Source organism: Novosphingobium sp. GW835-FHT14H07 (genome assembly GCF_058793515.1).
This window is the reverse complement of record NZ_JBXAFX010000004.1, coordinates 198,943-218,609: the sequence shown is the minus strand read 5'-3', so window position 1 is coordinate 218,609 and position 19,667 is coordinate 198,943. Positions and strand designations below refer to the sequence as shown.

The window sequence follows — 19,667 nt, the reverse complement described above, 5'->3', positions numbered from 1 at the left end:
CTCAGTCGCCCCCCCTGAGCCAGACGAGGAACGGACCTTCCTGTTGCGCGCGCGCCTTGCGCCTCGCCTCCGCCGCCGCCTCGATCCGCACCATCTCCGCAGCGAAGGCGGCGCCGGTCACGCAGGGCGTGGTGTGCGGATAGACCTTGCCCGGCTCGGGATGCTCGGGGGCGCAGGCGAGGGTATCGTAGCGCAGATGGGCGGCCCCGGCGGCAAGGAAGCCGGTGGTCACCCCGACCAGCGCGATCAGCCCCATGGACGCGGCCCGGTGCATGTCACTGATGCCCGAGGAAGCGCTGGAAGCGGGCCTTGCCTTCGGCTTCCGTCGCCGCGTTGCGTGCCGCTTCGAGCGATTGCGCGCGGCCCTGTGCCGCAATCGCGGCGGTGAGATCGGCAAGCTGCTGCGACTGGAGCGCGAGGAGCTGGTTGCCGGCCTGGGCAGCCTGGAGCGCGCCGTTCGCCGACTGGCTGGCCCCCACCAGCGTCTCGATGCTGGCGCGCGCGCCGTCGATATTGCCGACGACGCCGGCCTGCACCTGAAGCGCGTCCTGGAACGCCCCGACGCTGTCCTGCCAGCGGGCATTGGCGGCGGCGACCATCTGGCTTTGCGAGGCGGTCAGGTTCGCGCCGCTGTAGCGCTGGGTGAACGCGCTCTGGATGTCCTGCACGCTGTAAGCGATGCGCTGCGCCTGCCCCAGGAGCTGGCGCGTCTGGCCGATCTGCTGTTGGAGGGTCGAGATCGTCGAGACCGGCAGGCTGGCGAGATTCTTCGCCTCGTTGATGAGGCTGGTCGCCTGATTCTCGATCTGGCGGATCTGGTTGTTGATCTGCTCGAGCGAGCGGGCGGCGGTCAGCACATTCTGCGCGTAGTTGGTGGGATCATAGACGACCCCGCCGAACTGCGCCTGCGCGGGCGAGGTGAGAACAGGCCCGGCCAGAGCGGTCAGACTGACAACGCCGGCCAGCAAGGCGCGGCGAAACGATGGCTTCTTCATGGATTGAACTCCTCGGGATCGAGCGACAGGAAGGGATCGTCCGGATCGGACGGGGGTACGGGTTCGGGCAAAAGGCCGGCGGCCCAATCGAGGCCGCGATGCCGCAGCCAGGCCGGGGCAAAGCCGACACGGCCATGGGCGGCGACCAGTTCGCCGATCACGCGCTGGTCGGTTTTGGAGGAGGCCGCCGCAAAGGCGAGCGCCACTTCGCCCAGGCCCAGTTCGAACAGCCGGTTGCCGCGCCGCGACTGGCAATAATAATCGCGCTTGGGGGTCGCCCGGGAGAGGATCTCGATCTGCCGCGCATTGAGCCCGAAGCGTTCGTACGCCTGGCGGATCTGCGGTTCGGCTGCGCGTTCATTGGGCAGGAAGATGCGGGTCGGGCAGCTTTCGATGATGGCAGGCGCAATGCTCGACGTCTCGATGTCGGCGAGGCTCTGCGTGGCGAAGACGACGCTGGCGTTCTTCTTGCGCAGCGTCTTGAGCCATTCGCGCAGCTGGGCAGCGAAGGCCGGGCTATCGAGCACCAGCCAGCCCTCGTCGATGATGATGAGCGTGGGGCGCCCGTCGAGCCGGCCTTCGATGCGGTGGAAGAGATAGGCAAGGACCGCGGCGGCCGAGGCCGCGCCGATCAGCCCTTCGGTCTCGAAGGCCTGAACAGAGGCATCGCCCAGTTGCTCGGTCTCGGCGTCGAGCAGCCGCCCCCAGGGACCGCCGACGCAATAGGGCGCCAGCGCCTGTTTGAGCTGCTGGTTCTGGAGCAGCACGGCAAGGCCGGTGAGCGTGCGTTCGGCAACCGGCGCGCTGCCCAGCGAACCGAGCGCGGTCCACAGATGCTCCTTGGCGGCGGGATCGATGTCCACGCCATCACCGGCGAGGATCGCGGCCAGCCATTCAGCGGCCCAGGCCCGTTCGCCCGGCTCGTCGATGCGGGCCAGCGGCTGCAGGGCCACGCCGTCCCCGACAGCGGCACCACTATCGCCTTCATGCAGCGCGCCGCCCAGATCCTGCCAGTCGCCGCCCATGCCGATCGCGGCGGCGCGGATCGAGCCACCGAAGTCGAAGGCGAAGATTTGGGCATCCGCATAGCGGCGGAACTGCATCGCCATCAGCGCCAGCAGCACCGATTTGCCGGCGCCGGTCGGGCCGACGATTAGGCTGTGGCCGACATCGCCGACATGGAGAGAAAGCCGGAACGGGGTCGAGCCTTCGGTCTTGCCGTAGAGCAAGGGGGGAGCGCCGAAATGCTCATCCCGTTCCGGCCCCGCCCAGACCGCGGACAGCGGGATCAGGTGGGCGAGATTGAGGGTGGAGATCGGGGGCTGGCGGACATTGGCATAGACATGGCCGGGAAGCGATCCGAGCCAGGCCTCGATACCATTCATGCCCTCGATCGTGCAGGTGAAGTCGCGGCCCTGGATGACCTTCTCGACCAGCCGGAGCTTTTCCGAAGCGAGGGCCGGATCGCGGTCCCAGACGGTGACGGTCGCGGTGACATAGGCGATGCCGGCCGCGTCCGCGCCCAGTTCCTGTAGCGCCATGTCGGCATCGGCCGCCTTGTTGGACGCATCGGAATCCATGAGGACCGACTGTTCGTTGGTCATCACCTCCTTGAGGATCGCGGCGAGCGACTTCCTCTTGGCGAACCATTGCCGCCGGATTTTCGTGAGCAGTTTCGTGGCGTCGGTCTTGTCGAGCATGATCGCGCGGGTTGACCAGCGATAGGCGAAGGCCTGCCGGTTCAATTCGTCGAGCAGCCCTGGAAAGGTCGCGGTCGGAAAGCCGGTGATGGTGAGTGTGCGGAGGTGATGCTCGCCCAGCATGGGTTCGAGCCCGCCGGTCAGTGCCTCGTCGGTGAGCAGCGCATCGAGATAGGCCGGGGTTTCCGGCACACGCACGCGCTGGCGCTTCGTCGATACGCAGCTATGGAGATAGGTGAGCGTGGCGCCATCATCGAGCCAGGCCACCTCGGGCATGAACCCTTCGACCAGATGCAGCACGCGGGTCGTGCGGTCGGTAAAGCTCTTCAGAAGTTCATGCGGATCGACGCCCGATCCCGACCGGCCTTCGTAGAGCCAGCTCTCCGCGCGGGCGGCGTCTTCGGCGGGCGGCATCCACAGGAGAGTCAGATGGTAGAAGCTCTCATAATGGGCGCCTTCCTCGCGGAACTGTTCATAGCGTTCCTGGTCGACCAGCGCCGAGACCGGATCGGGAAAGGGGCTGTCGGGATAGTCCTGTGCGGGCACGCGGCTCGCCTCGACGAACACCGCCCAGCCCGAACCCAGGCGGCGCAGCGCATTGTTGAGGCGCGCGGTCACCGCGACCAGTTCGGCAGGCGTCGCGCTGTCGAGATCGGGCCCGCGAAAGCGCATACTGCGCTGGAACGAACCATCCTTGTTGAGCACGACGCCGGGCGCGACCAATGCGGCCCAGGGGAGGAAATCGGCCAGACAGGCGGCTTTGGGGCGATATTCGGAGAAGTTGATCATGGCCGCATCCAGACGGGATATTTGAGGTGACGCCGGGCGACATCGACGAACTGGGGATCGCGGCGCGCGGCCCAGACCGAGAGACCGTGGCCTATGGCCCAGAGCGCGAGGCCCGCGAGCCAGAGTCGCAGGCCAAGGCCCAGAGCGCCGGCGAGCGTGCCGTTGACGATGGCCAGGCTGCGCGGTGCACCGCCCAGCAGGATGGGTTCGGACAGGGCCCGATGGACCGGCGCCAGATAACCCGGCACTTCCTCTTCACGGCCCTCCATCAGACCAGCGCCCCGCCGCCGAAGGAGAAGAAGGAGAGGAAGAAGGACGAGGCCGCAAAAGCGATCGACAGGCCGAAGACGATCTGGATCAGTCGGCGGAACCCGCCATTGGTGTCGCCGAAGGCGAGCCCCAGACCGGTGGCGATGATGATGATCACTGCGACGATCTTGGCGACCGGGCCTTCGATCGACTCCAAAATCGACTGGAGCGGCGCTTCCCAGGGCATCGACGAGCCCGAGGCATAAGCGGGACTGGCGAGCGCGATGAGGCCGATGCCAAGGGCGAGAGGCGCTACGCGCAGACGGTGCGCAGCGCGGCGGGACAGATCGATCATGGTTCTTCTCCGATGTCGGGGGTTGCGGGCGTGAGGCGGTAGTCGCCGAGGACGGGATCGAGGCCTTCGACGCGCATGAGCTGGGCGAGACGTCGCCCGGTGCCCTGCCGCACCAGCACGGCGACGAGATCGATGGTCTCGGCGAGCAGGGCCTTGGGCACGGTCACCACGGCTTCCTGGATGAGCTGCTCCATCCGGCGCAGCGCACCGACGGCGCTATTGGCGTGGATCGTGCCGACGCCGCCGGGATGGCCGGTACCCCAGGCCTTGAGGAGGTCGAGCGCTTCGCTCCCGCGCACCTCACCGATGGGGATACGGTCGGGGCGCAGACGCAGCGAGGAGCGCACGAGATCGGAGAGGGAGGCGACGCCATCTTTTGTGCGCATGGCGACCAGATTGGGCGCGGCGCATTGCAGTTCGCGCGTATCCTCGATCAGCACCACGCGATCAGAAGTCTTCGCGACTTCCGCCAAAAGCGCGTTGGTGAGGGTTGTCTTGCCGGTGCCGGTGCCGCCGGCGACGAGGATGTTGAGCCGGTCGGCAACGCCGCGACGAAGCACTTCGGCCTCGCCCGACGACATGATCCCGGCCGCGACATAATTGTCGAGCGTGAAGACTGCGACGGCCGGTTTGCGGATCGCGAAGGCCGGCGCGGTCACGACCGGCGGCAGCAGCCCTTCGAAGCGTTCTCCGCTTTCCGGCAGTTCGGCCGAGACGCGCGGGGCGCCTGAATGAACCTCGGCCCCGACATGATGGGCGACGAGGCGGATGATGCGCTCGCCGTCGGCGGGCGAGAGGCGCTCGCCGGTGTCGCTGATGCCTTCTCCCAGCCGGTCGACCCAAAGGCGCCCGTCCGGATTGAGCATCACCTCGATGATGGCGGGATCGGCGAGCCAGGCCGCGATCGACGTGCCCATGGCGGTGCGCAGCATGCGCGCGCCGCGTGCATGAACTTCCGATCTCTGGCTGGCTGCACCCATGAAATATCCCCGTTCGAGGGCGCCGGCGACAAGCCGCCCGGCGCGTTGGGGATGATTAAGAGACGCAGGAACGCACTTGATTCAACAACGATTTCACGGCGGAGAATGCTGGCGCATCAAGACAGGCAATGGCGTAGATCGAGGCACCGGGCGGCTACCCGCGTCAGGCCAAAAATGGGGAAATTGGGCGCATGATGGGACAGACCAATGGCGTGACCTGCCGCCGCCCCCTTCCGGCTCTGATCAAAGACTAACGATCCAGAGTAAAATTATCACGATTGATAGCGCAAAGTGAAGTTCTAAGCGCCGAGGCGGGCATCCGCCGGGTTCGCAGCCGCAGTCGACGAAGCTGCCCGTTTCCGACTGCCCCGCAATGGCATCGCCTACTTCGGCCTGACGCCCAGACGTTTCAGGAGGATGTCGAGCGCGGGATTGGCATGATCCGTGTGCCAGCAGGCATTTATCGTCAGGTCTGTGGTGCCGGGGGCACTGTTCAATTCACGAAAGACTGCTCCCGCATCATTTTCCCGCGACATGGAATCGAGACACAAGCTGACCCCTTTGCCCACCCCCACCATGTCAATGATGGCGGCGGGGCCAATTTCGTGAACTGCCACGCGCGGCGAAACGCCGAACGGTGCAAAGCGCTCCTCGAGCAAATCACGCATGACCTCGCTGGCATCGAAACCCGATATGAGGAAGGTTTCGTGCAGAAGATCTTCCCACTGCACCGTTGCGCACGCCGCAAGCCGGTGGCTTTCGGGCAGGCAAAGGACGAAGCGTTCGCTCCACATCGGCGCGCTCCGCCCCTGAAACAGATCTGGAACGCTGTGTGTGATGGCAAGATCGATTCGTCCGCTGGCCAGGGCTTCAAAGAGTCGATCGTAGGGCAGTTCGACGGGCATCTTGTGTATTTCAGGAAAATCCGGATCGGCTTCGAGAAGCAGGCGCCGAAGCTTCTGGTGCGCAATACCGCCATGATAGCCGATAAAGACCTGCCCCGCCTTGCCGTCAGCGATCCGGCGTACCGCATCTACCAGAGCACGGAAATCGCGAAGGAGACTTGCGCTGTGCTGCAGGAAGACCGATCCCGCATGCGTTGCTACCAGTCGGCGCTTCTGACGCTCGAACACGGCACAGCCCAACTGAAACTCCAGGTTGCGAACACGTTTGTTCACCGTCGAAGGCAACATGTTGAGCGCCCGGGCCGCCCTGCCGAAGGAGCCATGAAGGTGAACAGCCAGGGCCGTTTCAAGGTGCGCGCGTTCAATGCCAGTCCGAACCGACAGGGGATCGAACGCGGCGACATCCGGCTTTCCCGCGACAATCTTCCGCATGATCCGCAATTTCGGATCTGCGCAAGGCGCCGGGGCGGGAGACGTCAATGTGCAGGACACAGCCGACTTGCAGTTGGCGCAAGGACAGATCACGCCTTGTTGTGAACGACGAAGGCTGCAAGCAAAGCTGGAACGGGCAGGAACCAAGAGGTCCCGCTCGCGCCATTCCAACAGGTTTGAGCTATCTTATGGGGCAACGGCAGCACCTTGAGGGTGGGCTCTGGCCTCGACGCGGGCGTTGAATGCGACGGAGACCCGCTCGTCGTCATCCTGATTCGGATAAACCCAATGGTTCAGAAACGATGGGAAGATGAGCATCGTACCAGCGCGTGGACGCACCTGGAACTTGGGCGCGAACAACACCGACTCATCAGGCATCCGCATACTGACGCTGGCGCGCGGATCGAGAAACTCGATCAGCCCGCTGCGATTATCCTGAGCGTCCGGCACGGCCACATAGTAGCAACCCGACCAGTGAAAGCCCTGATGGGCATGGGGCGTGTTGAAGCCGCCTTTCGGATTGATGTTGACCCAGCCGTGTGCCTGAATGTCGTGGATGGACAAATCGAAAGCGGGGAGCGTGGTTTGCGCGACATGGGTCAGCACCTGGCCGATCTGGGCGCACAACGAGCGAAAAGCCTCTTCCTTGCGCACGAACAGATCCGGCGCGGAATGCCAGCCGATCTGGTTAGAGACCGCCATGCTTTGCTCGGACGTGCGCCGCGCTGCACATGCAGCTAGCAGAGCCTGATTCAGCAGTTCGCAGTCGGGGAGTTCATAGCCGAACACTGGCGAAGCGAAGAGCGGTACGTTCAGGAATTGTGTGATTTGAGACACGGCATCTTGATCTCCGAAGGAAATTGGCGTGGGCGGGCATTTCGTGCCGCAAGCTTGCAGCGGGATTTCGGGTCGGCGTGAGCTCTGCAGCGGCGGTATGCGCCAAGGCGCAAACATCCGCCGCTATCGCTATGCGGGTCACGCAAACGCCGATCATGAACGATTGAGAAATGTGAATATGCTGGGAACGGCATCAGCCTTGATGGCGTAGCTCTTCCAACCAGTCTCTATCACGCTGGCCCCAAAGCCATGATATTCCAGTGCTTTACGCAAATGACAGATGTAGACTTTCACGACATGCGAAGAACCGGACGTCACTCCTGCTGCCTTTGCGAGGTCGCGCTGGTCTATGAAATCACCGGGCTGCTCAAGCAGATTGCGCAGGATCGCCGCACCGCCTCGGCTGGCGCGCGGCGCCAGGCGACGAATACGCCCTTCAATCGTTGCCGGGCGTGTGCATTCACTTCCGTTCCCCTTGCGCCGCAGGAACGAAATGTCGACGTCGGCGCTGTCGGCAGGCAATTGTCCGGCAGGTGGTTGGCACGGCTGTTCCGATCTCATGTCCAGACGAGCGCCGAGCAGGGTTTGGGCATGCGATAGCGCCTCGAAGGCCGTGCGCATCAGTTGTTCAATATGCACCAGTTCGGATGCAGATATACGCTCCTCAGGCATTTTACCTCTCGAGAACTTCGAATCCGGGGCCAAGCGCGACATCCGCCGCGCTGCCTACGTCCACAGCCGTGGCCCTGCCGTTGAAATTGAGGGAAACAAGCATCACGGCCGAGGCGACCAACTGGAGGAGGATGAGCGCAATCACGGTACGATTTCTGGAAAAGCGCTCGTCACGCATGCGCCTGCGAGACACTTCCAGTTCGACAGCGAGCTTCGTCATAAGTTTCTGCGCATCGTCGAGACGAGTTGCATAACGCTCGTCCAGGCCTTGGATATAGCCATCCACGAGCGCGCATATGTCGCGCGAGACGGCCAGCCGGGTTTCGCGAGCACTCTGCGCCAACATGCCGGTTACGAGTTGTTCCGTGCGATCGGCCGGAACACCGGCTCCAGTCAGCAGCTGACCAAGCGCGACAAAGTGGTTCTCGTGCGGCTTGAGGGAAGAATCCATCACGTCACCTTCTTTCTGATGGCGTTATCGACGGCAGGATTGTTTTGGACGGGTCGCCGAATGGTACCAGAGCGCGTGACGCGGGCGATGATATCGCCGATCGGATCGCTCGTGCGCACAAGAAGGGCGGGCTTGCGGTTGTATATGAAACCCTGGACCGGCCAGTGCGTCGTTCCCAGAGACTGGAGCGGCGCGAACCATACGCGCACCCGGCTCCAGTCATTGTTTGGCGAGACGTCGACGGCGGGCATATCGTCCTCGACCTGACCGCGCACACCATCGATCGGGGACCAGTTTGCGTGACGCAACAGGATGGTCCGCGCGTCAATGATGCGGCTTACGGCCGCGACGTGGCCAAGCTGCATCTTCCCATGCGACGGCAGCACCATCACAGCGCCGACCCGCGGCCTGAAGCCCCGGTCATAACGATCGGCGGACTGATCCCACCAGGTATGGGCATCACCATAGATCGCTATCCCGCTGATCCTGCGCGCATAGGGAACGCATTGCAGGCCGGTGCCTGAAAGTGTCGACGCCATTTCCCCGGCAGATCGCCGGACCATTTCGCTGGCAGCCAGAGGTGTGGCACAACCGCATGACAACGCCATCGCGAGTGCGCTGGACAGCACGGTCCACGCTATGGACGACGGATCACCAGCCAGCAGGCGGAGGGACGTCAGCCGGCGCATTTCAGGGCCAGACGACGGTCGAGCAGACGCGAGCGCTGCTCTATCGTGAGAGTACCGCCATGCACCGCCTCGATTTCGGCGTATACATCGCAAGCCTGAACATTGTTGTCCGGCCCCATACCGGTGAGCGCCTCCGCCAGAGCGAAGAGATTGGCCAGAGCGAAAGGGGCCTGCGGCGCCTTTTCATACAGGTCGAGAAATATCTGGGCGGCCTGGGCATGTTTGCCTTGTCCCTGGAAAGCACGACCAAGCTGGAAGCGCACTTCGGGAACGCGAGGATCCGACGGCCAGCTGGCGGCAAAACTGTCGAAGGCAAGTTCGGATTTTTGCCAGTCCTGCACTTCGGCATAGGCCATGGCCTGCCGGAAACGCTCGTCGGCGGTCGGGGGGACCGCCACTGGTGAAACCGGAGCGGAAGGCGGCACAGTGGATACTGCGGGAACTGCCGCAGCCTGCCGCTCCACCGCATCGAGGCGAGATTCGATGTCTCCTTTCAGCGCCTGCATTTGCGCGAGGCTGGCAGCGAGCGCGCGATGATCCTGCTCTTGCATGGACACGAGGCCGGACAGAGCCCGTTCAAGGGCTGCCAGCCGTCGGTCAAGCTGCAGAAGCGCATCGACCGGCGCGGCGGAAGACGGCGCCGGCCTGACGGAAGCCGGTCGATCCCCTTGCAGGCCGCGCATGGTCTGTTCGATGCGTTGCAACCGTTGCTCGATACCGCTCAGACTCTGCGCCTGCGCGACACCGGCCAAGGGCAGCGACCAGACTGCCAGGACCATGGCCGCGAAACGTTTCGTCCGCTGTGCGCCGATGCTTCCGGACCGCGTCATCAGAACCTGAATCCCACGCCAGCGCCCAGAACAAGCGAACGCATCTTGTGCGACACCGTCTGGCTATTGCTCCCCTGCTCGACGGTCAGCCTGGAACTGGCGCCCAGATACTTGGCATCGACATTGATGTAGAGTTGCTCGTTGATGGCGATGTCGGCGCCAATCTGGACCACAGGTGCCAGCGCACCCTTAATATCGGCGGAATACGAAATGGGCGGGGTCACGGTGCGATTCGTCAGAATCTCACCGGGCTTTTCGCTATAGAAATTGGCGTAGGACAGACCGGCGCCGACATAGGGCCTGAACACCCTTGAGGACGGCATGACATGGTACTGGAGCATGGCGGTGGGCGTAATCAGCCCGGCCGAGACGAGCGTTCGACCGTTCCTGTCTTTCAGATCATAGGGCGCCCCGCCAAGCGTGAATTCAGTGGCGAAATGCTCGGTCATGAAAAAGGTCAGGCTCGCCTCGCCGCCCGGAGCCGCCTTGGCATTCGCGGAGACCGGGATGCCACCAAGGTCAAAGGTCACCGTACTGCTGCCCGAGCGCAGCACGTAATCGCCGCGAATCTTGATCAGAATGTCGCCTGGCTCGGCAAGAGCAGGCGTTGCGACTGACACAGCAGCAATTGCGCACAGGGCTGCAGCAAAACGGCGCATTTGTGGTACTCCCCTCATTGTCTGGCGCTGCCGGGCAGACCGACAAGCACGGTCTCGCCACGGCGGTTCTGGCTTTGGCTGATCTCATCACCGCCGGTTCGGGCCGGACGCTCCTTGCCGAAGGACGTGGGCACGAGGCGTTCGGCGGCCACGCCTTGGGCGGTGAGATAGAATTTCATGGCTGCAGCGCGCTTTTCACCCAACGCGAACTGATGTTCGCGCGAGCCGAACTCATCGGCATGACCCTGAAGCGAAGCGCGCACTTCGGGGTGGAGATTGAGCCATTGCGCATGACGGTCGAGAATGGCGCGCGCCGCCGCATCCAGTTCGGCACTGTCCCGTGCGAACAGAACGCGCGTCGTTCCCGCATAGCGCTCGAAATCCTCAACCGTGGCCGGTGTCTCGTGATCCCGCAGAAGCCGGCTCTGCGCTTCGTCCTCTTGAACTGTCAGCGGTGCGGGCGCCGGCCCTTGCATCTCGAAGCTGGGTGGCGGGCGCAGGGGCTGCACCGGGCGCTGACAGGACGCCAGCACGACCGACAAGCCGACCAACAACGAGGTGCCCAGGCAAGCACGAACGCGAAAACCATGCCGGAAGGAGGCCGACTCGTTCATGGCCTTTTTTCCGACCAGGCCGGCTCTCCGACGGAAAAACCGACCTTCACTTGCCGGGCCAATTTTCCGGTCAGATCGGTTATCCAGACGGCGGGGAGCGCGTCACCGGCAGCGGTGCGCTGGAAAGCGATCGCGCGCCCGCTGATCGCCCAGGCAGGGTCTTCATCCCGCCCCCCTTCGGTTATGATCCGTTCCCTGGAACCATCGGGCTTCATGACGCCGATACGCAACGTGCGGTTCTCGATTTTGGTGAATGCGATGAGATCGCCGCGCGGACTCCATGTCGGCGAGCCATGCGCCCCGGCACCGAAGCTGATGCGTTTCTGGCCGCTACCGTCGGATGCCATCACATAGACCTGCGGTTCGCCCGAACGATCGGATTCGAACGCAATCGACGTTCCGTCGGGTGAATAGCTCGGGCTCGTGTCCGCCCCGGCATTGCTTGTCAGTTGCCGAACAGCGCCGCTTGCAAGGTCGATGACATGGATGTCGGCCTCACCATCGCGGGCGAGCGAGAAGATGACCGAGGCACCGTCAGGCGAGAAACGCGGCGCGAACGGGACACCTTTGGGAACGTCAAGCGTTCGGATCTCGCCACTGTCGAGATCGCCCAGCACCAGCTTCTGTCCCGGACCGGCAAAAGATGTGTAGATGATCCGCCGACCACCGGCGCCAAAACGCGGCATCGCCACCAGTTCGCGCTCATCTGACAGGGAAGTGCGGTTTTCACCGTCAAAGTCCATCGACAGCAGGCTCGTTCCCTGGCCCGGAGCACTCCCTGCCTGGCCTATTACCAGCAACCGCGTATCGAAATGCCCTTGGTCGCCGGTCGTGAAGGCGAAGACCATGTCCGCGCATTTGTGTGCTGCGCGCCGCCACTGCGCCTTGCTGACCAGAATGCGCTGCGAGGTCTCGATGCGGGCACCAAAAACGTCGTACAGCACACAATCATAGGCAAGCGCATCGTTCCCCGAGGGCCGGGCGCGGCCCAACACCAGCGCCTGCGCTCCTGCACGTACAAAAGGTGCAAAGGCAACCTCTTCGGACCCGCTATATCGTCCATCGACGGAAACGAAGCGGTAGAGCCCCGTGGAAGACAGGTCCGCTCGCACGATGTGTGCCAGTGCCGCTCCCGCATCCTCGCCATTGGCGACGCCCGGAATGACGCCGCTGGCAACCTCGGGAATAGCGATCAGCAGGGGTGAGGCGGTGCCGTCGGTAATGTCGACATGCAGCGGCCCCTGAGCAAATGCTTGAGATGCCGTTGCCAACAGCGCAAGGGTCACCGGCATGACTGCCTTGATCATGATATGTCTCTCGGATCGAAATTGAGTTCTACGTCCGCCCATGCATCGTAGAGTTCGGCTGGCAGCCTGAGCGGCGCGCAGCGCAGCACGGCGCGGCGGACGCTTCCGGCGAGCGCATTGGCATAAGCGCCATTCGCAGCGGTCTGACCACTTATCCGGGCGACGGATGGTGAACCAGACACTTGCCCGTCCCGGCCAAGCCTGATCCGCATCAGGATCGTTACATGCCCACTACCTTCTTCCGTTTGCGGCGGATTCCAGCACGGGGTTATCTGCGAGCGGATCATATCGACAAGATTGGCGCGCTGCCGGATCGTGAGACCGGCAACCCCGCGCGGCACCGCCTGCCCAATGGCCGATCCGATTGCCCCCGAATTGAGACGGGGGCGAGGTGCCGACCCAATCGGCTTGCCCAGCGCGCGGGCCAACGATGCACCGTCAAGCCGACGGGCCGGGGCAACCGGCTGAGGCATCACCGGTGACGGATTGGCCGAGGCAGACGGAGTGGGCGCCGACGCCGGGGGTCGGGTAGGCGTCGGCGCCGCCGGCAACGGCCTGGCGACCGCACCGGGACCCAGCACCGGAGCCGGGCGTTCGCTGGGCTGCAATGATTCAGCGAGTTGGGATGGAGCAGCGCCCGCCTCAACGGGCGGCAAAGGCGCAACAGGAACGGTGGTTTCCTGCGGCATTGGGGCCGGTGCCGTTTGCCGGGCAGCAGCGGGGGTAGCCGCAGCCGCCGGTGCCGCAACCTCGACATCTTCGTGCCTCACAAATGCCGAATCGGGTAACGGCATGGCATGATCGAGATCCACGATCTCGATGGCCATCCCCACCGGGGGGATCATGATTTCGCGCGCGCGGAAGGTTACAAGCGACAGCAAGGCGAGCAGTCCAAGGTGCAGAAAAACGGATAGAAGGGAGGGGAGCCGCGCATTCACGGGAGTTTCTTCTGAACATCGGGGTCACGCGAATCCGACAGGAAGGCGACCTTTTCAAATCCCGACGCACCGATTTCGGCGACGATCTGCATCACCGTGCCATATGCGATGGCCTGGTCCGCACGGACAAAAACGCGCATGGCCGAAGGATCGCCGGAAGCCTGCGCCATCTGCTGCAGGGTATTGCCGAGCGCCTCGCGGGGCACGGACGCATCGCCAATGAATACTCCCCCGACGGCGTCGATTGTCACTACGACGGGCTTCTGGTCTGACGCGAGTTCGCGCGTCTTCGCCTGCGGCAGGTCGACCTTGACGCCCGTTGCCACAAGCGGCGCGGTAATCATGAAAATGACCAGCAGCACGAGCATCACGTCAACCAGCGGCGTGACGTTGATCTCGCTCAGAAGCTGAGCATGTGGGGATTTTCCCCGCCCGATGGACCTGGATTGCAGTATCATGACTGCATGTCCTCACCGACCGCGCACATCAGAAGTGCGACCCGAAATGGCGCGAAATGGCGAGTTCGAGCAGCCCTGCGATCGAGCGCCATTCGGCATCGACAGCGGCGAGCATCTGTACGAGCCGGTTGAAGCCCATCGCGGCCGGGATGGCGCAAAACAGGCCGACACCCGTTGCGAGCAGGGCTTCCGCGATACCCGGTGCCACAACGGCGAGCGAGGTATCCTGGCTTTGCCCGATGGCGAGAAAGCTGCCCATGATCCCCCAGACCGTTCCGAACAGGCCGATGAAGGGGGCGGATGTTCCAAGGGTCGCCAGCCATGCGGTGCTTCCCGCGAGATGTCGCTCCTCACGCGCGATAGCCATGTCGGCAATAGACACGACGCGCTGCCGGACCTGATCGTAATCACGGACCAGATTTTCCGAGGACCAGCGCCATTCGACCTCGATCGCGCCGAGGATGTGCGTGATCCGGCCTTCGGCGCCGTCGCTGAGATTGCGCAGATCGTCCTGGGTGCCGATAGTGGTCAGCAGGCGCTTGACGATGCGCGAGCGCTGCAGTTCACGCCAGATCGCCCAGGCCCGGCCGATGATGATCGACCACGAAGCGATCGAGGCCAGCAGCAGGAGCACGATAATCGTCTGGACCAGCCGATCAGCCTCAAGAAAGATATGAAAAGGCGAAGCGGGGGATGCCAACCAGTCGAACTTCACGCGATGTCTCCTGTTGCTTACCGGGCGATCAGCGTTTGACGATGGCGCGGATGAAGGTGTCGATGTCCGGCAGTCCGGTTACGGGAATGCCTTCCTTGCGCTGGAAGGCCTTCAGCGCATCCGTGAATGCCGCCGAGGGAGCCCCCGTCGCCATTCCTTTGAAGGCCTGTTTTGCGATCAGGGCTGTCTGGAGCCGTTTCAGCGATTCCTGATGGATCGAAACGGTCTTGTAATCGGCGGTCACCTGCACCAGCGGCGAGGCCGCAGTCTGGCGCAAGGGCCGTATCACATCGATGGCACTGGCCGCCGCGTTCTCCAGAAGCATCCGGGGATTGGTGCGGCAGACGACCGCGACCACATTGGGGAAATCGGTGCCGCCTTCGGTGGGCATGGTATCATACGTGTCTGCGACTAGCCGGTTGTGAGCTGTCGCATAACCAAGCAACCAGTTTCCGTAGCGCAAGAAGTCGTCCGGCCTGGCAAGTGCTGCGACATAGGCTTCGCAGGTTTGCGATCCGAGGCCTCTTACGGAAAAGTTGCCAGTCTTGTCTGCGGCCTGCGCTGTTACGGACCCAGGGCCGACAGCGCCAAGGCTGACAGCGGTTGCAATCGCGATGGGCACAAGCGAGCGGCGAAGGCTGACAACAAACATGGAGGTTACGTTCCTGATTGGGTGGCGGCATCGAAAATTCTGCAAGCGGAAAGACGATGCGCTGAAAATCTGCCGGGGAAGGCCCCCGCGTCGGATCGAACGCGGGGGCACACCCGGAAAGGCAGCTTGTGGCAGGCTGCCGGTTGGTTTGGGGGTATTTCCGGGTCATCCGGCGCTCCGAGGCAAGGAGCGCAGGAATTCCTTGGCTTAGAGCGGCCTGTAGCCCGTAACGTTCACGTTGTTCCCACCGATGGTGAGCGTGCTCGTCGCGCTGTTGCCATAGGCGGCCGCACCCAGCGAGTTGCCGTTGATCGACAGGCTGGAGTTGGACACGCCGCCGGTGTTGCCGGCACCGCTGGCCACGGCATTGATCGCGAGCGCGCCAGTGCCAACGCCGGTGGTCGCATTGATCGCGCCGGTGTTGCTCTGGTTGCTTGCGATAGCCGCCGTCGTCGGGGTCGTGCCGCTGGCCGGGCTGTTGAGCGCAGCAAGCGTCAGCGAGTTGGTGGCGGCGTTGCCATAGGCGACCGCAACCGCGCTGTTGCCGTTCAGTGCCACTGAGGAGTTGGTCACCGAAGGCGCCGTTCCCAGATTGTTGAACGACGCCCCGTAGGTGACGTTCGCTGCTGCCGTGATGGCACCAGTGTTGGCCTGCTCGTTCAGCACGGCGAAGCTCGCCGCGACGCTGTCGGTGCGGGCACCGGTGAGCGAAACCGAACCGCCGACACTAGTGTTGGCGAAGGTGGTCGCAGAGGCCGAGAGCGCATTGGTGGCGGTGTTGCCGCCTGCGCGCGCGGTCGTAGCGTTGCCGTTCAGCGTCACCGAGCTGGTATCGACCGGGCTGGGATCGGTGCCGCTGGCAGCGTCATAGCCCGCAACCACAACGTCAGCCTTGGTCGTGGCGGTCGCCGACACGGCACCACCGCTGACCTGCTGGTTGACGACACCTGCCGAGGCGCTGTCCGAATTGGCCGAAAGGGTCAGCGAATTCGTCGAGCGGTTGGCCATTGCCGCAGCCGTGGTGGCGTTTCCGCTGAGATCGACGGTGCTCTGGTAGATGCCGTTGGTTGCGAACTGGCTCTGGCCGGTCGCTCCGCCGTCATTGTTCCAGACGTTGGTCGTCGCCGTCGCGGTAACCGCATTGGTCCCAACCGTCTGGGCGTTGTTAACAACATAATCAGCTGCAGCAACGTAGGTGCCAGCCGAGCCGGACAGCGAGGCATTGGCGCCGTAAGTCTGGTTCGGAGGGCCCGCAACCGTGGTCGACGTGAGGGCGGTATCGGCCGTAACCACCATGCTGTTGGCGGCATCGTTGACGGTGGACGAGGCGATGTTGGTGTTGTTGTCCAGCGTCAGGTTCGACGTGCTGTTCGCCGCCGGAGCCGCGACGGTCATCGTCGACGAGGCCGTGAAGCCACCCGAACCCGAAGCCGTCTGAACCGACTGCAACGCACCGTTGGTGGCAATGCTACCACCCGCCAGCGTCATGCTGTTGGCTGCGGTGTTGCCGATGGTGGCCGCCGACTGCGCATTGCCCGAAACGGACAACGTGCTGCCGGTGATGTCGCTGGTGCCGTTGGCCGATGCTGGCGCACCGACGCCCAGCGTCACGATATCAAACTTGCCGGTAACCGTCGTTGTTTCGTCACCCGTCACCGACTGGTTGCTGGCGAGCGCGTGATCGGCCGTGGCAAGGGTCGAAGCAGGCGTCGCAGTTGCACCAACAGTGGCGTCCGAAGCGGCCAGCGTGCTGCTGCCGGTTACCTTTACGCTGTTGGTTGCCGCGTTGCCCGTGGTCGCGCCGGAGATGGCGTTATCGTCCACCTTAACCGTGCTGTTCGAGATATCCCGACCGACAGTGACGTTCGCGCCGCTGAAGGACGAGATCGTCGCACCAAGACCACCTGTGCTCGACTGGTTGTTCGCCAGAGCCGAGGTCGTTGTGGCGTTAGTTGCCGAAAGCGCGATGCTGTTGGAGCCGGTGTTGGCGGTCACAGTCGAGCGCTGCGCATTGTCGGACACAGACACGGTGCTGGTGCCAACGTCGCTTAGAGTGGGATCGGTAACGCCCGTTGCCGAGACGCCGAACACGGCGCCGACGGTGCTGTAGAGGTTACCGGTATTACCCTGCACGTTGGCGACGGCCATGTCGGCATTGGCAGTACCAGTGGTCCCGTTAGCGCTGCCCGCAGACGAAGCGCTGACACCATTGCCGCGAGTCAGGTTGGTCGCATTGGCAGCCAGTGCATTGGTCGCGCTATTACCCTTGACCGAACCGGCCGTTTCGTTGCCATCGACCGTCACGCTGCTGCCGGTGATGTCGTTGCCAACCGTGACGATGACACCGCCAGCCGCCGGCGTTCCTGCCGAACCGCCAGTGGTGTACGACGCCGGGAATGAGCTCGAGCTGGTTAGCTGCCCCGTAGCGGTGAGAGTGATAACTCCGTCCGAGTAGGTGAACGTGTTAGCAGGATAGGCAGCAGCCAGGGCATCACGATCCGTAGATGTACCAGCCGCCGTACCGGTGAACGTATAGTTCCCAGCAGAACCGGTGCTTGCACCCGCAAACGTGAAGTTCCGCGTCGTCGGCGAAGTAGCAGCGGTCCCCGCCATGCCGATCCAGGCGCTGGCGTTGCCTGCCATGGTCTGATTGCTGGCGATGGCAGCGCTGGTGCCCACGTTAGTGCCCGACAGCGTGATCGCATTGCCGGTGCCCAGCGTGGCGTTGCCGGTGGCATTGGCCGTCAGGCTGTTACCATCCGAGGCGATGCTCGAGCTGGTCAGGCTACCGCTGACCGCGGTCTGGACCAAGGTGCTCTTGGTCGGCGTGGTGAAGCTGTCGACCAGACCGGCCTGAACGCTCGTCCCCGAAGCCACCGATTGCTTGTTCGCCACCGCGAATGCGGCATTGGCGGTTGCAACGCCGCTGCTGACACCTGCCGAAGGAGCTTCGGTGCCGAGCGTCGTGATCGTGGTGGCCGAAGCGGTGATCGCGCTGCCGCCACGGTTCGCTGCGGCATCAGCCAGAACAGCGTTGCCCGACGCGCTCAAGGCGGAGCTGGTCGTCACATCACCGGTGATCGCATTGGAAACGATCGGCGCGTCCGAACCCGCGCCACCCATCTGGGCGACGATGCTCAGCGTGCCCGTGGCGACGGTGGTCTCTTGCTGCGATGCGATGGCCGCGACCGTGCCCGAGGCTGGCGAGGCGAGCGTTCCGGTGGCGATGCTGTTCGCCGCGATGGTGGTCGCGTTGGACACCTCGTTGCCGCGTGCCAGCGCCGTGGCGGCGTTGCTGTCGTTGGACAGCGTCGAGCCCACTACGTTGCCGGTGACCGAAGCGCCAAAGTTTGTTCCAGCATCGTCGATCAAAGCAGTGACGGTCTTGGCTCCAGCGGCCGATACCGCCAGTTCCTGCTTCGACACCGTGGCATAGCCAGCGATAGCCGAGGTGTTGTGAACGGTAGATGTGGGAGGCGTTGCAGTGGGATCCCCAGCAACGTAAGTTGCACCAGCCTTGGCCTGGCCCGTGGACTCGGCCGCAAGCGTGATGGCATTGCCGGTGACCGACTGGGTGTTCGAACCCGAGTTGGCGACTGCAGTGGCTTTCTGGCTGTTGTCCGTCAGAGCGACCGTGCTGTTCAGCAGCGCGTTGGTCGACGGCCCCGAACCGGTCGTAAACCCGACAGAGCCAGCAGTCGTGGCGGTCAGAGAGCTGTTGACGCTCGACTGGGCAGCGGCAATGCCGCCGGAACCGCTGGAGTTGTTGACGTCAAGGTTGAGCGCGGTCACGCCCGAGTTGAGGACGCCCGTGGCGCTCTGGCTGTTGCCCACGAGTGTCGCGGTGCTGGCCGATGCGCCATGGTCGATGGTGATCCCCATCGCGGTATTGTCCGTCACCGTCGCAGCGGTGCTGGTGTTCTGTTGCGACAGCGAGATACCGATGTCGGTGGTGCCTGCAACAGTGGCCGCAGTCGTTGCGGCAACCGAAGATGCGCCAACGGTCGCGTAGCCGGAGCCGGTCACATTGTTGAGATCGCCATTGACCGTCAGGTTGGCGCTGTTGGCATAGCCGGTTGCCGACGAGGCATTGCCCGTGGTCGCGGACGAGCCGACGGACACGGTGCTGTTCAGCAGCGCATAGGCGGCCGCGTCATTGTTCGTGACGTTGGCGTTGACTGACCCTTGGGTGTTGCCGTTCAACACAAGACCGGGGGTCGGCGTGCTGTAGCTGTTGAACTGCTGTTCCTTGCTGATGGAGACAGCGGCAGTTTCCGTAACAGACTGAGCCAGCGCCGACGTGGCGCCAAACGTGGCGAGAAGCGCTGTGCTTGCGCCGGTCATCAGGACCGAACGCATTTTGCGTGTATTGGTGGACATGTACCACTCCGTGATTTGAGGAAAAATGTCTTGACAAATAGAAATAACTCCCCCCCCCTG

20 protein-coding genes are annotated in these 19,667 nt (G+C 63.7%); all 20 read right to left on the bottom strand.

Annotated elements, in window-relative coordinates:
- Window position 1 precedes the first annotated feature (1 nt).
- The 20 genes from AC1Q5P_RS06115 to AC1Q5P_RS06020 all read right to left on the bottom strand — a co-directional run bounded on the left by AC1Q5P_RS06115 (window position 2) and on the right by AC1Q5P_RS06020 (window position 19,607).
- Window positions 2-274 carry a hypothetical protein gene (locus AC1Q5P_RS06115; RefSeq protein WP_492518469.1) on the bottom strand — a complete coding sequence of 91 codons (273 nt, stop codon included), beginning with the start codon at window positions 272-274 and terminating at the stop codon, window positions 2-4.
- A gap of 1 nt (window position 275) precedes the next feature.
- The gene (trbJ, locus tag AC1Q5P_RS06110) at window positions 276-995 is read right to left on the bottom strand and encodes a P-type conjugative transfer protein TrbJ (protein WP_084277381.1); all 720 of its coding nucleotides are present in this window, start codon (window positions 993-995) and stop codon (window positions 276-278) included.
- On the bottom strand, window positions 992-3,484 hold the full coding sequence (gene trbE, locus AC1Q5P_RS06105) for a conjugal transfer protein TrbE (protein WP_492518468.1): 2,493 nt from the start codon (window positions 3,482-3,484) through the stop codon (window positions 992-994). The genes trbJ and trbE overlap by 4 nt, the downstream gene beginning before the upstream one ends.
- Window positions 3,481-3,753, bottom strand: coding sequence for a VirB3 family type IV secretion system protein (locus AC1Q5P_RS06100; RefSeq protein ID WP_492518467.1), 273 nt, complete (start codon window positions 3,751-3,753; stop codon window positions 3,481-3,483). Before AC1Q5P_RS06100 ends, trbE begins: the two co-directional genes overlap by 4 nt.
- A complete protein-coding gene (locus AC1Q5P_RS06095; RefSeq protein WP_492518466.1) occupies window positions 3,753-4,088 on the bottom strand; it encodes a TrbC/VirB2 family type IV secretion system protein in 336 nt (111 codons plus the stop codon). The genes AC1Q5P_RS06100 and AC1Q5P_RS06095 overlap by 1 nt, the downstream gene beginning before the upstream one ends.
- Window positions 4,085-5,020 (bottom strand): P-type conjugative transfer ATPase TrbB, encoded by a 936-nt coding sequence (trbB, locus tag AC1Q5P_RS06090; protein ID WP_492518465.1) that lies wholly within the window; start codon window positions 5,018-5,020, stop codon window positions 4,085-4,087. The genes AC1Q5P_RS06095 and trbB overlap by 4 nt, the downstream gene beginning before the upstream one ends.
- A 431-nt stretch (window positions 5,021-5,451) precedes the next feature.
- A complete protein-coding gene (locus AC1Q5P_RS06085; protein WP_492518464.1) occupies window positions 5,452-6,405 on the bottom strand; it encodes a LysR family transcriptional regulator in 954 nt (317 codons plus the stop codon).
- Between the two features lie 186 nt (window positions 6,406-6,591).
- Window positions 6,592-7,242, bottom strand: coding sequence for a 2OG-Fe(II) oxygenase family protein (locus AC1Q5P_RS06080; protein ID WP_492518463.1), 651 nt, complete (start codon window positions 7,240-7,242; stop codon window positions 6,592-6,594).
- 153 nt (window positions 7,243-7,395) lie between these two features.
- Window positions 7,396-7,914 carry a hypothetical protein gene (locus AC1Q5P_RS06075; protein WP_492518462.1) on the bottom strand — a complete coding sequence of 173 codons (519 nt, stop codon included), beginning with the start codon at window positions 7,912-7,914 and terminating at the stop codon, window positions 7,396-7,398.
- Window position 7,915: 1 nt separating this feature from the next.
- The gene (locus AC1Q5P_RS06070) at window positions 7,916-8,365 is read right to left on the bottom strand and encodes a hypothetical protein (RefSeq protein WP_492518461.1); all 450 of its coding nucleotides are present in this window, start codon (window positions 8,363-8,365) and stop codon (window positions 7,916-7,918) included.
- On the bottom strand, window positions 8,365-9,054 hold the full coding sequence (locus AC1Q5P_RS06065; protein WP_492518460.1) for a CHAP domain-containing protein: 690 nt from the start codon (window positions 9,052-9,054) through the stop codon (window positions 8,365-8,367). The genes AC1Q5P_RS06070 and AC1Q5P_RS06065 overlap by 1 nt, the downstream gene beginning before the upstream one ends.
- Window positions 9,042-9,884 carry a tetratricopeptide repeat protein gene (locus AC1Q5P_RS06060; RefSeq protein WP_492518459.1) on the bottom strand — a complete coding sequence of 281 codons (843 nt, stop codon included), beginning with the start codon at window positions 9,882-9,884 and terminating at the stop codon, window positions 9,042-9,044. Before AC1Q5P_RS06060 ends, AC1Q5P_RS06065 begins: the two co-directional genes overlap by 13 nt.
- Complete coding sequence (locus tag AC1Q5P_RS06055; protein ID WP_492518458.1) at window positions 9,884-10,543, bottom strand: OmpW/AlkL family protein; 660 nt, start codon at window positions 10,541-10,543, stop codon at window positions 9,884-9,886. The genes AC1Q5P_RS06060 and AC1Q5P_RS06055 overlap by 1 nt, the downstream gene beginning before the upstream one ends.
- Window positions 10,544-10,557: 14 nt before the next feature.
- Complete coding sequence (locus tag AC1Q5P_RS06050; RefSeq protein WP_492518457.1) at window positions 10,558-11,157, bottom strand: OmpA family protein; 600 nt, start codon at window positions 11,155-11,157, stop codon at window positions 10,558-10,560.
- Window positions 11,154-12,464 (bottom strand): Tol-Pal system protein TolB, encoded by a 1,311-nt coding sequence (gene tolB / locus AC1Q5P_RS06045; protein ID WP_492518456.1) that lies wholly within the window; start codon window positions 12,462-12,464, stop codon window positions 11,154-11,156. The genes AC1Q5P_RS06050 and tolB overlap by 4 nt, the downstream gene beginning before the upstream one ends.
- Window positions 12,461-13,309, bottom strand: a complete 849-nt coding sequence (locus AC1Q5P_RS06040; RefSeq protein ID WP_492518455.1) for a cell envelope integrity TolA family protein — start codon at window positions 13,307-13,309, stop codon at window positions 12,461-12,463. Before AC1Q5P_RS06040 ends, tolB begins: the two co-directional genes overlap by 4 nt.
- Before the next feature lie 89 nt (window positions 13,310-13,398).
- Entirely contained in the window at window positions 13,399-13,860 is a 462-nt protein-coding gene (locus AC1Q5P_RS06035; RefSeq protein ID WP_492518454.1) for a biopolymer transporter ExbD, read from the bottom strand.
- A 28-nt stretch (window positions 13,861-13,888) separates the two neighbouring features.
- The gene (locus AC1Q5P_RS06030; protein ID WP_492518453.1) at window positions 13,889-14,575 is read right to left on the bottom strand and encodes a MotA/TolQ/ExbB proton channel family protein; all 687 of its coding nucleotides are present in this window, start codon (window positions 14,573-14,575) and stop codon (window positions 13,889-13,891) included.
- A 28-nt stretch (window positions 14,576-14,603) separates the two neighbouring features.
- A complete protein-coding gene (locus AC1Q5P_RS06025) occupies window positions 14,604-14,966 on the bottom strand; it encodes a peptidoglycan-binding domain-containing protein (protein WP_176217862.1) in 363 nt (120 codons plus the stop codon).
- Window positions 14,967-15,434: 468 nt separating this feature from the next.
- Entirely contained in the window at window positions 15,435-19,607 is a 4,173-nt protein-coding gene (locus AC1Q5P_RS06020) for a beta strand repeat-containing protein (RefSeq protein WP_492518452.1), read from the bottom strand.
- Window positions 19,608-19,667: the final 60 nt, after the last annotated feature.